The following is a 20,670-nucleotide window of genomic DNA, read 5'->3' as shown; positions in this document are numbered from 1 at the left end:
GCCAACCGGGCGGCCGCGCGGCCGTAGAATCGCTGCGGCGGGCAATGCGAAGGGATCGGCAACAGTGGTCAACCTCTCGGTGAAGACCGGACATCAGAACGTCTCGATGCTCGGCATCGGCGCCTACCGTCCGCGACGCCTGGTCAGCAACGACGAGGTGTGCGAGGTCCTCGACTCCTCCGACGAGTGGATCTTCGAGCGCAGCGGCATCCGCAACCGCCGGTGGATCAGCGGCGACGAGTCGGCGCGGTCCATGGCCGCCGCGGCCGCCGAGCGGGCCATCGCGAACTCCGGCATCGCGAAGGAGAAGATCGGTGCGCTGATCCTCGCCACCAACAGCTGGAAGACCAAGATCCCGCACGGCGGGCCGATCGTGGCCTCCGACATCGGGCTGAACGGGATCCCCGCCTACGACGTCGCCGCCGGGTGCGGCGGCTTCGGCTACGGACTCGGGGTCGCCGCCGACACCATCCGTGCCGGCAGCGCCGAGTACGTCCTCCTCGTCGGCGTCGAGACCATGTCGGTGGTCATGGACCCCACCGACCGCAACACCGCGTTCATCTTCGGCGACGGCGCCGGGGCGGTCGTCGTCGGGCCGAGCGAGGACAACGGGATCTCCCCGACCGTCTGGGGCAGCGACGGCGAGAACGCCGAGGCGATCGGGCAGAACTGGGACATCCCCGAGTACATGGACCGCGCGCAGGCCTATCAGGACAAAGACCCCGGGACCGACCCGGTCGGTCGCATGGTGGTGACGATGGCCGGACCCAAGGTGTTCCGCTGGGCAGCCATCACCCTGCCCAGGGCCCTCGCCACCGTGCTGGAGACCTCCGGAGTCGGTGTCGAGGACATCGAGGTCTTCGTGCCCCACCAGGCCAATGCCCGCATCAACGACCTGATGAAGAAGAACCTCGGCTTCCCCGACGACCTGCCGATGGCGAACGACATCGAGAACACCGGGAACACCTCGGCGGCCTCGATCCCCCTCGCCATGGAGGAGATGCTCGCGACCGGCAAGGCCAGGGGCGGGCAGACCGCGCTGCTCCTCGGCTTCGGCGCAGGCCTCAGCTACGCGGGCGCGGTCGTGACCCTGCCCCCGGCCCCGGCGATCACCAGTTTCGACGGGCGCTAGGCGTTTTCCTTACGGAACACCGAAGTGCCCCACAGGGTTCCGAGTCCGGCGAGGACTAGCGACGCGAGGACGCCCCACAGGACCTGAGCACTGGCGAGGTCGCCGGAGAAGGTGTCGCGCACCGCGTCGACGATCCACCGGAACGGCATGAAGTCGCTCAGGCTCTGCAGCCACGACGGCCCGAGGGTCATCGGGAGCAGGATGCCCGACAGCAACAGGACCGGCATCATCACCATGTTGATGAGGGGCGCCATCACATCCTCGCTCTTGGTGGTCAGCGCCAGGGCATTCGACGCCGCGGCGCACGCGCCACCGATCAGCATCGTGATGATGATGCCGAGGATCACGCCGACCACCGAACCGCGCATGCCCATCAGGTAGCCGAGCACCACCAGGATCAGCGCCTGCACGAGCAGCTGCAGCATGTCCCGCATGAGCCGGCCGGTGAGCAGGGCCGTGCGGCTTGCGGGAGTCACCCGTTCGGCCTCGATGACACCTTCGCGCCATTCGCCGATCAGGCTGAAGCCGGCGAACAGCGCACCGAACAGGCCCAGCTGCACGAGCAGACCGGGCACCAGGAACGTGTACGGATTGTCCGCCCCGCCCGGGAACTGCGCGACAAGCGGCTTCAGCAGAGGCCCGAACAGTACGAGATAGAGGATCGGCTGCATCACGCCGATGAGAACCCAGGCCGGGTTCCGCAGGTTCATGCGGATCTGTCGGCGGAACACGATGGTGCTCTCGCGGAGGAACGTGGTCATCGGTTGGCCCCCTGCTGATCGAGTTCGGACGACGCGGCGGCGGCCGAGTCGGATTCGGTTTCGGTTGTCTGCGAAGCGATGTCGTCGCCTCGCTCGGTTTCGGCGTCGCGAAGCGACCGGCCGGTGAGGGTGAGGAACACGTCGTCGAGGGTCGGCCGGATGACCTCGATGGAGTCCAGGGTGATGCCCGCGGCGTCGAGGTCGCGCAGCAACCCGGGAACCGCCCGGCCGGCCCGTGGCACACGGCTTCGGACATGTCGGCCGTCGATCTCGATCCGGCCTTCGCCCCCACCACCGGTGACCGCGGCCAGTTTCTCCGCAGCCGTGGACACGGCCGCGGAGTCGGCGACCTCGAGTGCCACCAGATCACCGGAAACCTGTGCCTTCAGGTTGTCGGCGGTGTCCGCCGCGACGATGCGGCCGTTGTCGATGATGATGATCCGGTCGGACAGCTCGTCTGCCTCGTCGAGGTAGTGGGTCGTGAGGAAGACCGTTGCGCCACGCTCGGTGCGAAGGCGCCGGATGTGGTCCCACAGGTTCGCGCGCGCCTGCGGGTCGAGACCGGTCGTGGGCTCGTCGAGGAAGACCAGGGACGGTTCGTGGACCAGCCCCATGACGATGTCGAGCCGGCGCTTCTGGCCGCCGGACATGTTCTTGGGCTGCCGCTCCCACAGACCGTCGAGCTGGAGCTGGGAGAACAGATCGTGACCGCGGCGGGTCGCCTCGGCACGGGACAGCCCGTAGAGCATGCCGTGGTCGACGATCTCGTCGCCGGCCTGCGCCTGACTGAAGGTGCCGCCGGCCTGCGAGACATAGCCGATGCTGCGCCGGACCGAGACCGGGTCGGCGACCACGTCGAAACCGTTGACCGTCGCGGTTCCCGCGGTCGGTCGCAGCAGGGTCGTCAGCATTCGCAGCGTCGTGGTCTTGCCCGCGCCGTTGGGACCCAGGAACCCGACCACCTCTCCTTCCGCGATGTCGAGGTCGACACCGTCGACGGCCCTCACCTCGCGCTTCTTCTTTCCTTTCCCGGTGTGGAACACCTGGACCAACCCGCGTGCGTGGATCATGCGGACTCCCCTTCTCGATGCCTGAACGGTGTGTCGACGGGCGCGCTGTGCGGTGCACGCACGTCGTCGTGTGCTGATCGTCGGACCTCGGGGCGACTTTCCGACGCCCCGACGGTGGTCGATCGACCTACCGACCAGGTTCCACCGCATCGAGGACGAATTCGGTCCGCATTTCGCAAGTCCGTAACGAATACGGGCGGGGTCCCGCTACTTCCCAGTAAGAGACCGTGTGAGTACCGTCGTATGTCGGGTCACATATTCGCCGGGCACGTTTTCGGGAAGGGTTCACCATGGCGGTCATCGCAGACACCACTGGCATCAACAACATCGGCATGCTCGGCATCGGCGCGTACCGCCCCGAACGCGTCGTCACCAACGAGGAGATCTGTCAGCACATCGACTCGTCCGACGAGTGGATCTACACCCGAACGGGAATCAAGACCCGCCGGTTCGCGCGTCGCGACGAGAGCGTCATGGAGATGTCGGTCAACGCCGGGCGCAAGGCGATCGCCAACGCGCTGCTGCAGGGTTCCGACATCGACGCCGTCATCCTCGCCACCAACACCCACCTGCTGCTGACCCCGGCCGGCGCGACCAAGGTCGCCACCGAACTCGGCTGCAACGGCGTCCCCGCCTTCGACGTGACCGTCGGCTGTGCCGGCTTCGGCTACGGAATGGCCCTCGCCTCCGACATGATCCGCGGCGGAAGCGCCACGCACGTTCTGGTCATCGGAGCCGAACAGCTCTCGGTGACCATGGACATGACCGACCGCACCAACTGTTTCATCTTCGGCGACGGCGCCGGCGCGGTCGTCGTCGGACCCACCGAGCAGCAGCAGCTCGGCCCGGTGATCTGGGGCTCCGACGGCTCGCAGTTCAACGCCATCCGCCAGGACTTCGACTGGGTCACCTTCCTCGACAGCGACCGCACCCAGCGTCCGTACCTGCGCATGGAGGGCACCGCGGTGTTCCGCTGGGCCGCGTTCGAGATGGGCAAGGTCGCCCACCGCGCCCTCGAGGCAGCGAAGCTCGGCTCCGAGGACCTCGACGTGTTCGTCCCCCACCAGGCGAACGCCCGCATCAACGAACTGCTCGCGAAGAACCTCAAACTGCGCGACGACGCCGTGGTGGCCAAGGACATCGAGTACACCGGCAACACCAGCGCCGCCTCGATCCCGCTCGCCATGGAGGACCTGCTGTCCACCGGCAAGGCGCAGCCCGGGCAGACCGCGCTTCTCCTCGGCTTCGGCGCCGGACTCTCCTACGCCGCGCAGGTCGTCACCATGCCGCCGGTGCCGTTCGAGTAGGGCGGCGTATCGCGTCCGGGGGCAATCTGGTCCGCTCAGCGGTTCACGGTGCCCCCGGATTTGTCATGCCGGCCGGTCGCGCTGCAGGCCCAGCGCTTGGCGGACACGCGCCACGACGTCGTCGGGCCGCTCCCGCAGGTCACTCCATGTGAAGTTGAGGACGGTCCAACCCAATGCGATGAGGTCGTTTCGGCGTCGGCGGTCTCGCTGGAACGTCTCCGCGTCGCGATGGAATGCCATCCCGTCGATCTCCACCGCCAGCAGCCGATCCGGGAACGCCAGGTCGATGAAGTAGCCGCCGGCCGGATGACCGCACGACCAACCGCTCACGCCCCCGGCGCTCAACGCGTCGACGGCGAGCCGCTCCGCCACCGAGCGCGCACCGGATTCGACCCCGTCGACAAGGGCCGCGATCGCGGGTCCGTCCTCCTTACCGCGTCGACGTTCAGCGGCGACTCGTAGCTGACGCAGCGAGACCTTGCGAACGAGCAGAGCGTTGTCGAGGACTCCGCTGTCGCTCTCGATCGCGGCTTCCAGCACGGACAGCGGCAACGCTGTCACGAGCAGCTCCTTGCGGGTCACCACCTCCGCGTCCGTGAGGCGGCGGCGCCGGACCCGAACGCCCTCGACCGGAGTGCCATGCCGCGATCGCGGCGCGGTGACCGTGAACTTCTTCGGCGGCTCGTCCATCAGCCCGTGCCACCACGCGGCTCCGGCTCCGGACAGCGCCGCACCGCGGCCCACGGTCGCGACCGCCAGCCGCGCACGGGTGGCCGGCGTCGCCGGATGATCGGCGAGCGAATACACCCCACGTGAGTACCGCAGCCAGTCCCCGCAATCGACTCGACGCCGGACCGCGGACCGCGTGAGGCCGAAGTCGAGCGCATCGGCCATGGTCAGTACGCCGTCACGGACGAGAGCGCGGCGCCGAAGGCCCGGGGGAAGCTGCACGATGATCAGACGCGCAGCACGGGTGACGGGTTCCCGGCTTCTGGCGCGGGGGCATCAGATGCCGCATACCGGCACAACCTGCCCCCGGGCGCTCGACCGCGAGCGAGTTTGGCCGCCCTCTGCACGCCCGGTAGCCTGGAACCTCGTGAGTTCCGAGGTGATCAGTCGCGAAGTGACGCGTCGTCGAACCTTCGCCATCATCTCCCACCCCGACGCCGGTAAATCGACGATGACCGAGGCGTTGGCGCTGCATGCGCGGATGATCAGCGAGGCCGGCGCCGTCCACGGCAAGGCGGGCCGCAAGTCGACCGTCTCCGACTGGATGGAGATGGAGAAGGCACGCGGCATCTCAGTGAGTTCGACGGCGCTGCAGTTCAACTACTCCGCGGCCGCTCAGCCGGACCCCGAGATCCCGAGTGTGATCAACCTCGTCGACACCCCGGGTCACGCCGACTTCTCCGAGGACACCTATCGGGTGCTCACCGCCGTCGACGCGGCGGTGATGCTGATCGACGCCGCCAAGGGACTCGAGCCGCAGACCCTGAAACTCTTCCAGGTGTGCCGCCACCGCGGCATCCCGGTGATCACGGTCATCAACAAGTGGGACCGGCCCGGGCAGAGTCCGCTCGAGCTGATCGACGAGATCACCGAGCGCATCGGCCTCACGCCGACCCCACTGTTCTTCCCGGTCGGCATCGCGGGCGACTTCCGCGGTCTCCTCGATCGACGCACCGGCGAATACGTGCACTTCACCCGCACCGCAGGCGGCGCCAAGATCGCGCCCGAGGAGATCATGTCCGCCGACGACGCGCAGGCCCGCGAAGGCGACGAGTGGACATCGGCACTCGAGGAGAGCGAACTTCTCACCGAGATGGGCCAGGACCACGATCAGGAACTGTTCCTCGCCGGACAGACCTCGCCGATGATCTTCGCCTCGGCGATGCTCAACTTCGGTGTGCGGCAACTCCTCGAGGTCCTGGTGGAGCTCGCTCCCCCGCCCGGCCCCCGAGCCGATGTCGACGGCACCGACCGGCCGGTGACGGATCCGTTCAGCGCGGTGGTCTTCAAGGTGCAGGCCGGGATGGACTCGAGTCATCGGGATCGCCTGGCCTACATGCGGATCGTGTCCGGTGAGTTCGAACGCGGCATGGTCGTCACCCACGCCCAGACCGGAAAACCGTTCGCCACCAAGTACGCCCAGGCCGTGTTCGGTCGCGACCGCTCGACGGTCGACACCGCCTATCCGGGCGATGTGGTCGGCCTGGTCAACGCCACCGCGCTCGCCCCCGGCGACACCCTCTACGACGGCCCCAAGGTGCAGTTCCCGCCCATCCCGTCGTTTGCGCCCGAACACTTCTCGACGCTGCGCGCCACCACGGCCGACAAGTACAAGCAGTTCCGCAAGGGCATGGACCAACTCGAGAGCGAGGGCGTGGTCCAGGTGTTGCGCAACGACACCCGCGGTGAGGCGTCACCGGTGCTCGCCGCGGTCGGACCGATGCAGTTCGAGGTCGTGACGGCCCGGATGAAGGCCGAGTACAACGTCGACACGATCATCGAACCCCTCGGCTACACCCTCGCCCGGCGCACGGACGCCGACAGCGCGGCCGAACTGAACCGGCAACGCGGCGTGGAGGTCTTCACGCGCACCGACGGCGCGGTGCTGGCCCTCTTCAGTGACAAGTGGCGCCTGCAGTACATCGAGAAGGAACACCCCGACCTCACTCTCGAACCCCTTGTCGCGGCTGCGGACTGACCGGACGGTGGGTTCCCGGGGACGGCCCGTACGCGCTGCCGTGCTGATGGGCGCGGCGGTGTCGGCACTCATCGCCGCCTGCGGCTCGGACACCCCGCCGCAGTCGACGACCACCACCTCGACCCCGACGCCCACCGCACGACCGGTCGACTCCGCGATCTGCGCCGAGAAGCCACCCCAGGGCAGCGTCGACCGCAGCGGCCAGAACTTCGAATTCCGCCACGGCGACATCAAGGTCGCGGTCACGAAGACCCCGGCGGACTCCGGCCGCGGGCCCGCGGCGGGTCCGAGCCGCGCCGCCGACTCGAGCTGCTACGAATTCGACCGGTGGGGACCCGCACGGCCCGACGTGCCACCGGACTCGCTGCTGTTCGTGTTCAAGGACGCCGGTGCCGGCGGCGCACAGATCGAGTTCCTGATCAGTGAACTGACCGGCGGCCTGTTACCGCCCGTTGGCGCGACCCGCCCCACCGTCGGGCCGTTGACCAGGCCGATCAACGCCCAGATCGGTGTCTCGATCAACGGCGTCTATCACCACTCGTCCACCTGCCAGCTCAGTGTCAGCGGGATGTCGGGCACACTCGCGGCCGGGTCGTTCTCCTGCCCGACGGCGACGCGGGTCGACGCCAACCCACTCGCCCCGAACGATGACGTCGCCTACGACCTCGACGAGTCGTCGACGACGAAACAACCGGACGCCGAGGGCAATTCGACAGACAGTGTCGCACTGTCGGGGTGGTTCCAACTCACGCCCTGACACGGGTGTCGCCAGGTGGTCTCGACAGGGCTCGACCAGCGGGGGCGACCGACTCAACCAGCGGCGGCACCAACGATCCGCGCCACGAGGGCGGGGTCGACGTCGTCGATGGTGGCCGGGTCGAACGCGGGGCTGCGGTCCTTGTCCACGAGTACCGCCCGCACGCCTTCGCGGAAGTCATGGGTCTGCGTGATCTGTTCTGCCGCATACAGTTCGCGGTCGAAGCACTCGTCGATCCCCGACTTCGCGCCGGCACTGATCATCGCCGCGGTCACCCAGAGGCTGGTGGGTGAGGCGCTCTCGAGGAGGCGCACCATCTCCTGGGCCCAGTCGTCGCCGACCGCACCGCGCAGACCCCCGAGGATCGCGTTGACGTTGTCGTCGGCGAAGTACTCACCGATCTTTCGCAGGGGCACGTCGCTCATGTCCTCGGTCCCGGAGGTGGCGAGCGCGTCGGCGAGCGGAGCACCCGAACGGATGCTGTCGGCGACCGCCGGCAGGTCCGCGGAGGACACGAAATGCGTTGCCAGGCCGACGGCCACCGCGTCGACGCCGCGAATCCGGGCGCCGGTGAGGCCGAGCCACATGCCCACGCCTTCGGGGAGTCGCGGGAGGAAGTAGGTCGAGCCGATGTCGGGGAAGAAGCCGATCGCGGTCTCGGGCATAGCGATCATCGCCTTCTCGGTCACCACCCGGATCTCGCCGTGCACGCTGATCCCCAGCCCGCCGCCCATCGCCGCCCCGTCTATGAGGCTGATGTAGGGCTTCGGGTAGTCGGCGACGAGCTGATCGAGTCGATACTCGCTGCCGAAGTACCTGCTGATGGCCGCGGCGTCGCCGTCGATGGCGTGCTCGCGGATCGCGCGGATGTCGCCGCCCGCGCAGAATGCGCGGTCGCTCGCCGAGGTGATCAGGACCGTGTCGATCGCGTCGTCGTCGCCCCATTCGCCGAGGGTGACGTACATGTCGTCGATCATGCTCTGGTCCAACGCATTGAGAGCCCTGGGCCGGTCCAGGACGATCTCGCCGACGCCGTTGGACACCGAGGTTCGGAGGTGAGACATACCCCAACCGTAGCGGTGACCCCGGACCAGAACACTCCGGCCGTAATTCCGTTGGCAACGCCGGACTCGTCCGCTACGGTGGTCACCACTGCACGTAGACCTGTCAGGAGTGATCCACCGCGATGAAGAACTGAAGTGGCCCCGGCCCGTCGGCACCGCCGGCGGACATCATCGACGCCCTCGTCGGTGTACCCGATCCACTTCAGGAGTGCTCATGCCATCTTCCATCGTGCTGTCCGACGTCTCGTTCGCCTGGCCTGACGGGACCGTCGTCTTCGATCACCTCGACCTCGCTCTCGGTGCCGAGACCTACGCTCTCATCGGTGCGAACGGTGCGGGCAAGTCGACGCTCCTGGGCCTGATCGCGGGCCGTTTGCGGCCGGCGTCCGGCAGTGTCACCCTCGCGGGCGGGGCGTCGACAACCGAGGTCGGCGTGGTCGCACAGGACCCGCAATCCGATCCGTCGTCCACCGTGGCGCAGGCTCTCGGCATCCACGAGATCCGCTGCGCCATAGCGCGAATCGAGAACGGTTCGGTCGATCCGGCGGACTTCGACGCCGTCGGGGACGACTGGGGCGTCGAGGAGCGCGCCGTCGGACTCCTCGAGCAGATGGGCCTGCCGCGCGACCTCGACCGCCCGGTCGGCGCCATGTCCGGCGGTGAGGCCACCCTGCTGGCGATCGTCGCCGCGCTTCTCGCCAATCCGACGATCCTGCTTCTCGACGAGCCGACCAACAACCTGGACACCGACTCGCGCGCACGGCTTTTCGACGCCATCACCGCGTTCACGGGCACGGTGGTCGTGGCGAGTCACGACCTCGAGCTCCTCGAGCGCGTCGACGCAACGGTGGAGCTGTACCACGGTCGCGTGCGACTGTTCGGCGGCCCGTACTCGCAGTACCGCGAGATCGTCGACGCCGAGCAGGAAGCCGCCGAGGCCGCGCTCGCCACCGCGGCCGGCGACTTGCGCAAACAGCGCCGGGAGATGTCCGAGGCGTTGATCAAACTCGACCGGCGGGCCCGGACCGGCGCCACCGCCGAACGCGAGAAGCGGGTACCGAAGATCGTCGCGCACAATCGGAAGAGTGAGGCACAGGTGTCGGCGGGCAAGCTCCGCAACGCCCATCGCGACGACGTCGCCTCCGCGGCAACACGTCTCGACGAGGCGCGCGAGGACATCCGCGCCGACCGGACCGCCCGGATCGTCGTGCCGACGCCGGAGGTGGCCCCGCGCGCCCAGATCATCGTCGACGACCGTCTGCGCGTCGACGGACCCGAGCGGGTGGCCCTCGTCGGTCCCAACGGTTCCGGGAAATCTACGCTGATCGCCGACGTCATCGCGCGCGAATCCGTCGTCGTGCCGTACGCATCGGTGCCTCAACGGATCGCCTTCCCCGACCCGGCGCGATCGATCGCCGAACACCTGGCGCGGACCCACCCGGACATCTCCACCCAGGAGGTGCGGGCGCACCTCGCGCGGTTCCTGTTCCGGGGGGCCCGCGCGGATCGCGCACTCGCCGAACTGTCCGGCGGGGAACGACTACGCGTCGCCCTGGCCGACGCCCTGCTCGGCGACCCCACACCGCGGCTCCTGATCCTCGACGAACCGACGAACAACCTCGACCTCGACACCGTCACGCAACTCGTCGACGCTCTGGAGGCCTGGACCGGTGCGCTCCTGGTGGTCTCCCACGACGCCGGGTTCCTGGATCGGATCGGGATCGAGCGGCGGGTGTCCCCGCCCGCCGCGGAAGCAGATCTCGAACGAACAGACACCGAACAAACGGACTCCGAAGCAGCCCGCTGACGAACAGTCGATGACGCGCGCGGCGTGGAGGCCGATTCGCCTGCATACTGCGTGCGATGGCCGCGCCCGCACCCGTCACCGTCGATTCCCCGGTGGACGAGCCCACACCTGTCGTCCTCGTCCACGGCTTACGAGTGAGCGGCGCAACGCTGCACCGCGTCGCCGAGGCAGTCGCCGGTTCTGCCGCACCGGGGCGGGAGGTCGCCACCCCGGACCTCCCCGGCCACGGTGCGCGACGCGATGAGACGTTCTCGATGTCCGGTGCGGTGGACACGGTGCTCACCGAGATCCGCCGACTGGGCCGACCCGCGGTCGTCGCCGGGATGTCGATGGGCGGTTATGTGGCGATGGCGGTCGCCGGACACCACCCGGAGGCTGCCGCGGCCCTGGTGCCGATGTGCGCGACCACGCAACCGAGTCCGCTGCTCGCCGCCCCGTTCGAGACTTTCGGGGCGGTGACAGCGTTCCTCCCGCGTCAGGCCGCCATCATCAGCCAGGTGGCCACCCGCCTCGCCGTCGGGCGGCAGGTGTCGGCGGACATGGAGATCGGCGGGCTCGCCCTGGGTTCGATCGCCGACGTCGTCGCCGGGATCAAGCGATTCGACGCTCTCGGTGAGATCCGGCGCTATCCGGGTCGCACGGTGTTCGTCAACGGGAGCCATGACCAGTTCCGGATGCACGAGCAGCGGTTCGTCGAGGCGGCCCAGAATGGATCGCTCACCGTCATTCCCGGTGCGAGTCACCTCTTCCCGCTCATCCAGCCGGAACTCGCCGGTCGTCTCATCGGCGAGGTCGCGGCGGCGTGTGACACCGCCGCACTCGGTGGGTCCGCGGAGGCCGCCGGTGGTCGCCCGGCCGAAGGCCGCCCCATCGACCCGGCCGACGGCCGACCCGTGTGCGTCGCCGAACTCGACACATAGGTCCTACCTCAGGGTGTCTGAGCCGCACCCAGTTTGAGCGTCGAAGTCGTCTCGTGATCGGATGACAGCAGTTCACTGCACCACTCGTCGCGGTGCCCGGCGCGAACGACGCACCCGAGGAGGAGGCTGGATGGTCCCGATCGAGGTCACCGGCGTACTGCAGAAGCAGGCCTGGGCCGACAAGGTCCTGCCGCCGGTCGAGGAGGTCCGGCCGCAGCTGTGGTCGATCCCGGTACCCATGGGTCCCAATCCGCTGCGATACGTCCTCGTCTACGCCCTCGGACTGCCCGACGGCGGTCTCGCGCTCATCGATGCCGGCTGGCCGTCCGACGAGTCATGGGATGTCCTCGTCGCCGGCATCCGCTCCACCGGCCACGACCTCACCGACGTGCGCTCGATCGGTGTGACCCACCTCCATCCCGACCACTTCGGGCTCGTGCCGCGCCTGCTCGAACACGTCGACGCCGAGCTGTGGATGCATCGCGACGACGCCCGGTATCTGCGTCACCACTCCGACGACGAGGTCGAGAGCCAGCTGGAGCAGGCGCGGTCGGAACTCCGGCTGCTCGGCGCACCGGCCGAGGTCGCCGACGAGGGCCTGGTGGGTTTCATCCGCATGCCCGACGGCCGGACGGTCGACCGCGAGCTGACCGGCGACGCCCCGCTCGACATCCCCGGCTGGGATCTCCGCGCCATTTGGACCCCCGGCCACACCGCAGGACACCTCTGCTTCGCCGACGACACCGCCGGCGTCATCTTCACCGGCGACCACCTGCTGCCGCGGATCAGTCCGAACATCTCGACCAATCCCATGCAGACCGACAGCCCCCTCGCCGACTACCTGATCTCGCTGGCCAACACCGAGAAGATGCGCGACCACGAGGCGCTGCCGTCCCACGAGTACCGATTCCGGGGCCTCGGCAACCGGGTGACGGGGCTGCTCACGCATCACGAGGAACGACTCGGTGAGATCACCGAGACGGTGGCCCGGCATCCGGAGAGCACGGCGTGGGAGATCACCCGATCGGTGACCTGGTCGCGCCCGTTCGAGGAGCTGTCGCTCACGCTCAGCCGCCTGGCACTGCGGGAGACACACGCCCATCTGGTCGTCCTGCAGGAACGCGGGATCCTCGACGCACGCGTGCCCGCCGGTGCTCCCGACGACGACACGGCTGCCACGAACCCGGTTCGCTGGTTCCTCACCGATAGCGCCACATCGGCTGAGCCGCAACCGATCTCCATGACCGAGAACACCTGACATCCCGCTCCACCCACCGATCCAGGAGTCCCCATGAGTGCAGTGCTCACCGAGTTCGCCGACGGCGTCGCCGTCATCACGATCAACCGCCCCGAAGCGAAGAACGCCGTCAACCGCGAGGTCTCCGAGGGCATCGCCGCCGCCATCGACGAACTCGAGGCACGCGACGACCTCACCATCGGCATCCTCACCGGCGCCGGCGGGACGTTCTGCGCAGGGATGGACCTGAAGGCCTTCACGCGCGGCGAAGTGGTGTCGCTGGAAGGCCGCGGATTCGGCGGGCTCGCCGATTCGCCGCCGACCAAGCCACTCATCGCCGCCGTCGAAGGCTGGGCGCTGGCAGGTGGGTGCGAACTCGCGTTGTCGGCCGACCTCGTCGTCGCGGCGAACAACTCCAAATTCGGCATCCCCGAGGTCAAGCGCGGGCTCGCCGCCGCAGCAGGTGGGCTGCTCCGCCTGCCGAAGATCCTGCCGTACCAGGTCGCGATGGAACTCGCATTGACCGGCGAACCGCTCACCGCCGAACGCGCGCACCAGTTCGGGCTGGTCAACCGGGTCACCGAACCGGGTGAGGCACTCGCCGGCGCCCGCGAACTGGCCGCCGTCATCGCCGCGAACGGCCCCCTCGCCGTCCGGGCGACCAAACAGGTCACCTCGATGGCGATCCGCTACACCGATCCCGAACTGATCAAGAAGCAGTGGGACTTCCTCGGCCCGGTGTTCGCCTCCGACGACGCCAAGGAGGGCGCCATCGCCTTCGCCGAGAAGCGGGCGCCGCGATGGACGGGTAAGTGACCTCCCCGGACGCCGTATCGACTCGGCCCGCTCGCTCCGCTCCCGGCGCCGGATCCACTCGGCCCGCTCGCTCCGCTCCCGGCGCCGGATCCACTCGGCCCGCTCGCTCCGCTCCCGGCGCCGGATCCACTCGGCCCGCTCGCTCCGCTCCCGGCGCCGGATAAGGTGACCGGGGTGGACCTGCACCTCGTGACCTACTTCGTCGCCGTGGTCGACCACGGCGGCATCACGAAGGCCGCCCAGTCGCTGTACATCTCACAACCCTCGCTCTCCCAGGCCATCCGGACACTCGAGAAGCGACTCGGCGTCACCCTGTTCGACCGCACCGGCCGTCGTCTCGAACTCACCGAGGCCGGTCGCAAACTCGACGTCGCCGCCCGGCGCATCCTGGCCGACGTCGACCGAGCCAAGGCCAAGGTCGATGCGGTTCGCGAGTTGCGCGCCGGCCGCGTCGACGTCGTGACCTACGCGGCGTTCAGTGTGGATCCGGTGGTCAACGTCGTCCGCCTGTTCCGGGAACGTTTCCCGCGCTTGTCGGTTCGGGTCGTCTCCGCCGACAGCCCCGCCGGAGTGCTGTCGGCGTTGCGATCGGGCGACGCCGAGGTCGGGATCATGGACTCGGCCGCCGAGCACGCGACGTTCACGGCCATCCCGATGGCCGAGCAGGAGCTGGTCGTGGCGGCGCCGGCCACGCTCGCCGACAGCCTGCACGATCCGATGCCGCACGCGGCGGTCCGCTCGTTACCTCTCGTCATCGATCACAGCGACCCGATCACCGCGGCGCTTCTCGACGGGCTCCTCGACGACGACGGCAAGAACGTGGTGGTCGACTGCCAGTTGCCGTCCGCGGTGTGGAGCCTGGTCAAGAAGGGAACCGGGGCAACGGTTCTCCCGCGCACCGTGGCCGACCGGCAGCTCGCGGGACTCCGGCGCCTGGCACTCGACCCGCCCCTGACCCGACCGTGGGGCCTCGTCCTGCGATCGGGGCTCCCCTCGCCGGCCGCACTCGCCTTCATCTCCGCGGCGAAGGTCCACTGCGGGATCGCTCCCGATCCCGCCGAACCACGGGATTGGTGAGTTCCACCATGGAATTGCGGCAGGTCGAATACTTCCTGGCAGTGGTCGAGAACAAGGGCATCGGTGGTGCGGCATCGGCCCTGGGTGTCGCCCAACCCACTGTGTCCCAGGCACTCCGGGCGCTCGAACGCGAACTCGGGGTTCAGCTGTTCCACCGCATAGGTCGGGGGATGGTCCTGTCGGCGGCCGGGCGCACGATGGTCGGTCCCGCACGGCAGATCGTGCGGGACATGGACGCCGTCGACGATCTGCTCTCCGCATCGGCGGACGAACTCACCGGCCACCTGGACATTCTCGCCTTCGCCGCGACCGCCGTCGGGCCCGTCGTCGATCTCGTCGCCCGGTTCCGGGCCACGTATCCGCGAGTGTCGGTGCGGCTCGGCGAATTGCGCGACGAGACCAGGGCCGCGTCGGCCATCGAGGACGGTCACTGCGAGTTCGCCGTCGCCCACCTGCCCATCGCCGGTGACGATCTCGAGGTGATCGTGATCGGCGAACACGAACACGTGCTGGTCTACCCACCCGGTACCGAGGTGCCCGATGGCCCGATCCCGCTGAACAACCTGCCGTCGATCCCGATGGTCTTCGTGCCGCGCGGCTACTCGGTGGCCGACGAGTTCGAGGAGGCCATCCGAGTCGCGGGCGTCCGGCCACCGCTGGCCGTACTGTCGGAGATCCGCGAGGAACGGCTTCCCATGGTGGAGTCCGGGATCGGCGGTACGCTCCTCGAGCGGTCGGTCGCGGAGTCGGCCGACGGACCGGTCGTCATCCGCGAGATCGAGCCGAATGTAGTGCGTCCCTTCGCGATCGCTTTCCACCCGCCGTCGCTGTCGGCCGTTGGCCAGGCATTCGTCGACCTCGTGCGCGAATCGGCGGGATGACGGGTGGAACTCCGGGCCCCACCGGTGCGGATCAGGTGGGGCCCGGCGAGTCTCGGTGTCAGGCGACGCGCTCGAAGACCGCCGCGAGTCCCTGGCCGCCGCCGATACACATGGTCTCCAGCCCGTAGCGCGCATCTCGACGGTGCAGTTCGCGGGCCAGCGAGGCCAGCATGCGGCCGCCGGTCGCGCCGACGGGGTGTCCCAGGGAGATACCCGAACCGTTGACGTTGGTGCGCTCGAAGTCGCCACCGGCGCCGAACCGGCCGAATCCCCACTCGCGCGTCACCGCCAGCGCTTGCGCCGCGAAGGCCTCGTTCAACTCGATCACGTCGATGTCGGCGAGTGTCAGTCCGGCCTTCGCGAGCGCCTTTTCGGTCGCGGGTACCGGTCCGATCCCCATGGTGCGCGGCGGTACCCCCGCCAGACCCCAGGACACCAGCTTCACCAGTGGACGTAGGCCCAGCTTCTCCGCGACCTCGGGTGTGGTCACGATCGCCATCGACGCGGCGTCGTTCTGGCCACTGGCGTTGCCCGCCGTCACGGTCGCGTCCGGATCGATCGTGCCCATGATCGGCTTCAGTTTCGACAGCGATTCGACCGAGACATCGGGGCGCGGATGTTCGTCGGTGTCGATGACCTGATCGCCTTTGCGGCCGGGCACCGTGACCGGGATGATCTCCTCGGCCAGCACGCCGTCCTTCTGGGCGCGGACCGCTCGTTCGTGCGATGCCACAGCCAGCTCGTCCTGCTCCGCGCGGGAGATCTCGTACTCCTTGCGCAGGTTCTCGGCCGTCTCGATCATCCCGCCGGGCACCGGATAGTTCTTGCCGCCGGCGGTCGAGCGAGCACGAACGAGGCTGTCGTGCATCGCGATACCGGTGCGGGCCCCACCCCACCGCATGTCGACGGAGTAGAACGACGCATTGCTCATCGATTCGGCCCCGCCCGCGACGACGAGGTCGTTGTCGCCCGCGGACACCTGGTAGGCGGCCTGGATGACGGCTTGCAGGCCCGAGCCGCATCGTCGATCGATGTGCATGCCGCCCACCGTGATCGGCAATCCGGCGTCGAGTGCTATCACACGACCGAGCGCCGGCGCCTCGCTGTTGCCGTTGCAATGTCCGAGGATGACGTCCTCGACCTTCTCCGGGTCGAGCCCCGTGCGGTCGAGCATTCCGGTCAGCGCGGCGACCCCGAGGTCGACGGCGGTGAGGCTCGTGAACATTCCGCCGTAGCGGCCGATAGGGGTGCGTACCGGTTCGCAGATGACGACGTCGCGCATGGGTGACCTTTCGAGTGAAGAGAAGCGTGCGGGGTTCGGTGGGCGCGGACCGTCACATGAAGCGACCGCCGGTGACCTCGAGGACGGTGCCCGTCATGTACGACGACATGTCCGAGGCGAGGAACAGGGCCACGCTCGCGACCTCACCGACCTCACCGGCGCGTCGCATCGGGATCTCCGCCATCTTCTGGTCCCACGCCTTCTGCGGCATCGCCTCGGTCATCGCCGACCGGATCAGGCCGGGCTGGATCGCGTTGACCCGCACACCGTGATGGGCCATCTCCTTGGCCGCGGCCTTGGTCAGTCCGACGATGCCCGCCTTGGCCGCCGAGTAGTTGGTCTGTCCCACCATGCCGACCTTGCCGGACAACGACGAGATGTTCACGATCGCACCGCGCTTGGCCTCGCGCATGATCGCCGCCGCCTTGCGCGTCCCGTTCCAGGTGCCCTTGAGATGCACGGAGATGACCTGGTCGAAGTCGTCTTCGGTCATCGTCCGCATCGTCGCGTCCCGGGTGATCCCCGCGTTGTTCACCAGGACGTCGAGGGATCCGAAGCCCTCGACCGCCGCCGCGAGCAGTGTGTCGACCTCGCCCGCGTCGACGACGTCGCACCGTACCGCCCGGGCCACCTCGCTGCCGCCGAGTTCGTCGACGGCGGCCTGCGCGGCGTCGAGGCTGAGATCACCGAGGACGACCCGGGCGCCTGCGCCGACGAACGACCGGGCGATCTCGAGACCGATGCCCTGCGCGCCGCCGGTCACGACGGCGGTGCGTCCTTCGAGCAGCAACTCGGCGGTGGTGCTGGGAGCCATGTGTGGTGTCGTCCTTCCGGGAACGGTTGAGTGACCTCAATCTATCGAGATCCGGCGCCGTCGAACCCCTCCGCGCTCATACGCAGCGGCTATCGGATCGATCCCGGTTTCGTATTGGACGGTCGCAGGCGGACACGCCAGAGTGGTTTCATGACCGGTGTGATGCAACCAGCCACGACCTCCCAGGTGGGCCCCGAGGATTTCGCCGACATCCTCGCCGCGACGCGTGCGTTCGTCCGCGAGGCGGTGGTCCCCCGTGAGCAGGAGATCCTCGACACCGACGCGATCCCCGACGACATCCGCCAAACAGCCAAGGACATGGGCCTTTTCGGCTACGCCATCCCACAGGAATGGGGCGGCCTCGGCCTCGATCTCACCCAGGACGTCGAACTCGCGATGGAACTGGGCTACACGTCCCTGGCGCTGCGGTCGATGTTCGGCACCAACAACGGCATCGCCGGCCAGGTCCTCGTCCACTTCGGCACCGACGAACAGAAGACCGCCTGGCTGGAGAAGATCGCGTCCGGCGAGGTGGTCGCCTCGTTCGCGCTGACGGAACCGGGGGCCGGGTCCGACCCGGCCGGACTGCGCACGAAAGCCGTCCGCGACGGTGATGACTGGGTGATCACCGGCGAGAAGCGGTTCATCACCAACGCCCCGCTGGCCGATCTGTTCGTCGTGTTCGCGCGAACCCGGCCGGCCGACGACGCCGGCACCGGCATCGCGGTGTTCCTCGTCCCCGCCGATGCCGCGGGGCTCAGCGTCGGAGCCAAGGATCGCAAGATGGGCCAGGAGGGCGCCTGGACCTCCGACGTGCACTTCGACGGTGTCCGTGTGCCGGATTCGGCCCTCGTCGGCGGCAGTGATGACGTGGGCTACAAGGCCGCGATGATGAGCCTCGCCCGCGGCCGGGTCCATATCGCCGCACTCTCGGTGGGCACCGCCCAGCGGGCGCTCGACGAGTCTGTCTCGTGGGCCGCGACCGCCACCCAGGGCGGTACCGCCATCGGCGAGTTCCAATTGGTCCAGGCGATGCTCGCCGATCAGCAATCCGGTGTCATGGCCGGGCGCGCACTGGTCCGGGAGGCGGCCCGTGCCTGGGTCGACGACACCGACCGGCGCATCGCCCCGTCGGCTGCCAAACTGTTCTGCACCGAGATGGTCGGCAAGGTCGCCGATCTCGCCGTGCAGATCCACGGCGGCAGCGGCTACATGCGCGACGTCCCGGTCGAGCGCATCTACCGCGAGGTGCGATTGCTCCGCCTGTACGAGGGCACCAGCGAGATCCAGCGACTCATCATCGGGCGCAACCTGGTCAAGCGCGCGCAACGCTGACCCCGCCGGTGTGCGCCGCGCCGGCGCCTCGTTCGTGCGCCGGCGCCCGGGACCTCAGGCTTTCGTCAGGCGCTCCCGCAACGCCACCTTCTGGACCTTGCCCGCCGCCGACGTTGGCAGCTCGTCGACGACGAATACCTCGCGAATCTTCTTGTACGGCAAAACCTGTGCCGCGACGAAGTCCGACACCGCATCGGCGTCGATGACATGACCGCCCCGGGCGACGAGAAAGGCGACCGGTTCCTGACCCACCGCACCCGCCTCCCGGGCGACGACCGCGGCCGCCTCGACGTCGGGATGCGTCACCAGGATCTCCTCGAGCTCGCGCGGATACACGTTGTAGCCCTTGTAGATCAGCATGTCCTTGGCACGGTCGCAGATGTAGAGGTACCCGTCGGCGTCGCGGTAGGCGATGTCACCGGTGTCGAGCCACCCGTCGACGAACTGTTCGGCCGTCTTGTCGGGGTGATCGAGGTAACCATCGGTGACCTGCGGTCCACGCACCCACAACTGCCCCTTCTCCCCCGGCGCGAGGACGACGGTCGGATCGTCGACGGCGCGGATCTCGATCTCGGTGTCGAACGTCGGCAGACCCACACTGCCGAGCCGGTATCGTCCCGCGGACGTCAGGGGCGCCGAGGACACCAGGCATGTCGCCTCGGTGAGGCCGTAGCCCTCCACGATCGCCGCTGCCGGGAACGCCTTTTCGAGCTGCTCGAGAGTCACATGGTCGATCGGTGCGGCGCCGGAGGAGACGACCCGCACCGAGGTCAGGTCCCGCGCGGGGACGTCGGGGTGCACGGCGAGCGCGTGCCACATCGCTGGGCTACCCGTCATGTACGACGCCCGGTGCTCCTCGATGAGGGCCAGCATCCGTCCGGGTTCGAAACGACCGGCGAACACGTGCGTGGCGCCGCACAGAAGGAGAAACGACATGTTGATGAGGGCATGCGCGTGGAACAGCGGGGACACCACGACCGTCGCCGCGTGCCCGGGGACGACCCCCGGGTTCTCCGCCGACCGGGGTGCCAACGTCAGGAGCCCGTCGGCACCCACCTCGACGGAATGTCCCGCCCGCCACCCGATCATCTGCGTGACGTTGCCGAGGACGTTGCGATGCAGGACCCGCACACCCTTGGACACACCCGTGGTGCCACCGGTGAAGGCCAGATGCGCGACGTCGTCGCTCGTGGTCGAAACCTGCGGTGCCGCACCATGCCCGGCGACGAACTCCGCGAGGGGGACGGCGTCGATGCCGTCCCGCGCATCCGCGGCCCCGTCCACCGTCACCACCGTCGTCAACCTCGTACCGATGGCGGCTTCCAGGAGACGCCCGGACTGTTCGACCTGCGTGAAACCCACCACCGCACCGGTTTCCGCGATCTGACGCCGCAGACCCGGTACGGGCTGCAACGGATTGACCAGGGTCACGGATGCGCCCGCGCGCAACGACCCGTAGTAGGCGACGACGAACTCGACGCTGTTGGTCAGGTACAGCAGGACCACATCGCGATCGGCGACCCCCGCGGAGCGCAACGCCGACGCCACCGCGGCCGACCGTGCGTCGAGCCCGGCGAACGTGAGCGTCGTCGCGCCGTCGACGACGGCTGCACGATCGCCGTACAGGGCCGCCATACTCGCCGGCAGTACCGCCATCGTGGTCTCGGGATAGCGGAGAGTGGTGGGCGTCGGGGCAGACATCG

The 20,670-nt window shown here is 68.7% G+C and carries 18 protein-coding genes; 11 read left to right on the top strand and 7 right to left on the bottom strand.

Features of this window, described 5'->3' with window-relative positions; genetic code table 11:
• Window positions 1–106 precede the first annotated feature (106 nt).
• Window positions 107–1,132: a beta-ketoacyl-ACP synthase 3 gene (locus BCM27_RS08055; RefSeq protein WP_051987138.1), complete on the top strand. Its 1,026-nt coding sequence runs from the start codon at window positions 107–109 to the stop codon at window positions 1,130–1,132.
• On the opposite strand, the gene BCM27_RS08050 is transcribed toward BCM27_RS08055, so the two are convergent.
• A complete protein-coding gene (locus tag BCM27_RS08050; RefSeq protein ID WP_004022637.1) occupies window positions 1,129–1,893 on the bottom strand; it encodes an ABC transporter permease in 765 nt (254 codons plus the stop codon). The genes BCM27_RS08055 and BCM27_RS08050 overlap by 4 nt on opposite strands.
• A complete protein-coding gene (locus BCM27_RS08045; RefSeq protein ID WP_004022636.1) occupies window positions 1,890–2,963 on the bottom strand; it encodes a daunorubicin resistance protein DrrA family ABC transporter ATP-binding protein in 1,074 nt (357 codons plus the stop codon). The genes BCM27_RS08050 and BCM27_RS08045 overlap by 4 nt, the downstream gene beginning before the upstream one ends.
• A gap of 290 nt (window positions 2,964–3,253) precedes the next feature.
• Here BCM27_RS08045 and BCM27_RS08040 point away from each other — a divergent pair, with 290 nt between their 5' ends.
• Complete coding sequence (locus BCM27_RS08040) at window positions 3,254–4,270, top strand: beta-ketoacyl-ACP synthase III (protein ID WP_004022635.1); 1,017 nt, start codon at window positions 3,254–3,256, stop codon at window positions 4,268–4,270.
• A gap of 63 nt (window positions 4,271–4,333) precedes the next feature.
• On the opposite strand, the gene BCM27_RS08035 is transcribed toward BCM27_RS08040, so the two are convergent.
• Entirely contained in the window at window positions 4,334–5,221 is an 888-nt protein-coding gene (locus tag BCM27_RS08035; protein WP_004022634.1) for a DUF559 domain-containing protein, read from the bottom strand.
• Between the two features lie 145 nt (window positions 5,222–5,366).
• Here BCM27_RS08035 and BCM27_RS08030 point away from each other — a divergent pair, with 145 nt between their 5' ends.
• Together BCM27_RS08030 and BCM27_RS08025 are read left to right on the top strand one after the other, a co-directional pair.
• Complete coding sequence (locus BCM27_RS08030) at window positions 5,367–6,977, top strand: peptide chain release factor 3 (RefSeq protein ID WP_033203656.1); 1,611 nt, start codon at window positions 5,367–5,369, stop codon at window positions 6,975–6,977.
• A gap of 7 nt (window positions 6,978–6,984) precedes the next feature.
• A complete protein-coding gene (locus tag BCM27_RS08025; protein WP_004022632.1) occupies window positions 6,985–7,734 on the top strand; it encodes a hypothetical protein in 750 nt (249 codons plus the stop codon).
• A gap of 53 nt (window positions 7,735–7,787) precedes the next feature.
• Here the strand turns inward: BCM27_RS08025 and BCM27_RS08020 are convergent, their stop codons facing one another.
• Complete coding sequence (locus BCM27_RS08020) at window positions 7,788–8,798, bottom strand: enoyl-CoA hydratase/isomerase family protein (RefSeq protein WP_004022631.1); 1,011 nt, start codon at window positions 8,796–8,798, stop codon at window positions 7,788–7,790.
• A 214-nt stretch (window positions 8,799–9,012) separates the two neighbouring features.
• Between BCM27_RS08020 and BCM27_RS08015 the strand changes: the two genes are divergently transcribed.
• The 6 genes from BCM27_RS08015 (at window position 9,013) to BCM27_RS07990 (ending at window position 15,536) form a co-directional block, all read left to right on the top strand.
• A complete protein-coding gene (locus BCM27_RS08015) occupies window positions 9,013–10,605 on the top strand; it encodes an ABC-F family ATP-binding cassette domain-containing protein (protein WP_004022630.1) in 1,593 nt (530 codons plus the stop codon).
• Between the two features lie 56 nt (window positions 10,606–10,661).
• Complete coding sequence (locus BCM27_RS08010; protein ID WP_004022629.1) at window positions 10,662–11,525, top strand: alpha/beta fold hydrolase; 864 nt, start codon at window positions 10,662–10,664, stop codon at window positions 11,523–11,525.
• 130 nt (window positions 11,526–11,655) lie between these two features.
• Window positions 11,656–12,783, top strand: coding sequence for an MBL fold metallo-hydrolase (locus tag BCM27_RS08005; protein ID WP_004022628.1), 1,128 nt, complete (start codon window positions 11,656–11,658; stop codon window positions 12,781–12,783).
• Window positions 12,784–12,816: 33 nt separating this feature from the next.
• Entirely contained in the window at window positions 12,817–13,578 is a 762-nt protein-coding gene (locus BCM27_RS08000) for a crotonase/enoyl-CoA hydratase family protein (protein WP_004022627.1), read from the top strand.
• A 174-nt stretch (window positions 13,579–13,752) separates the two neighbouring features.
• Window positions 13,753–14,655 carry a LysR family transcriptional regulator gene (locus BCM27_RS07995; RefSeq protein ID WP_004022626.1) on the top strand — a complete coding sequence of 301 codons (903 nt, stop codon included), beginning with the start codon at window positions 13,753–13,755 and terminating at the stop codon, window positions 14,653–14,655.
• Window positions 14,656–14,663: 8 nt separating this feature from the next.
• A complete protein-coding gene (locus tag BCM27_RS07990; protein WP_004022625.1) occupies window positions 14,664–15,536 on the top strand; it encodes a LysR family transcriptional regulator in 873 nt (290 codons plus the stop codon).
• A 58-nt stretch (window positions 15,537–15,594) separates the two neighbouring features.
• Here BCM27_RS07990 and BCM27_RS07985 read toward each other — a convergent pair whose 3' ends face one another.
• Window positions 15,595–16,818 carry an acetyl-CoA C-acetyltransferase gene (locus BCM27_RS07985; RefSeq protein ID WP_033203660.1) on the bottom strand — a complete coding sequence of 408 codons (1,224 nt, stop codon included), beginning with the start codon at window positions 16,816–16,818 and terminating at the stop codon, window positions 15,595–15,597.
• A 52-nt stretch (window positions 16,819–16,870) separates the two neighbouring features.
• Window positions 16,871–17,632 carry a 3-oxoacyl-ACP reductase FabG gene (gene fabG / locus BCM27_RS07980; RefSeq protein ID WP_004023362.1) on the bottom strand — a complete coding sequence of 254 codons (762 nt, stop codon included), beginning with the start codon at window positions 17,630–17,632 and terminating at the stop codon, window positions 16,871–16,873.
• 150 nt (window positions 17,633–17,782) lie between these two features.
• On the opposite strand from fabG, the gene BCM27_RS07975 reads away from it, so the two are divergent.
• Complete coding sequence (locus BCM27_RS07975; protein ID WP_004023361.1) at window positions 17,783–18,967, top strand: acyl-CoA dehydrogenase family protein; 1,185 nt, start codon at window positions 17,783–17,785, stop codon at window positions 18,965–18,967.
• A 54-nt stretch (window positions 18,968–19,021) separates the two neighbouring features.
• On the opposite strand, the gene BCM27_RS07970 is transcribed toward BCM27_RS07975, so the two are convergent.
• Window positions 19,022–20,668 (bottom strand): class I adenylate-forming enzyme family protein, encoded by a 1,647-nt coding sequence (locus BCM27_RS07970; RefSeq protein ID WP_004023360.1) that lies wholly within the window; start codon window positions 20,666–20,668, stop codon window positions 19,022–19,024.
• Window positions 20,669–20,670: the final 2 nt, after the last annotated feature.

The organism is Gordonia terrae, assembly GCF_001698225.1.
In the GTDB taxonomy this organism is placed as follows: Bacteria; Actinomycetota; Actinomycetes; order Mycobacteriales; family Mycobacteriaceae; genus Gordonia; species Gordonia terrae.
This window is presented reverse-complemented; position numbering and strand designations above follow the sequence as displayed.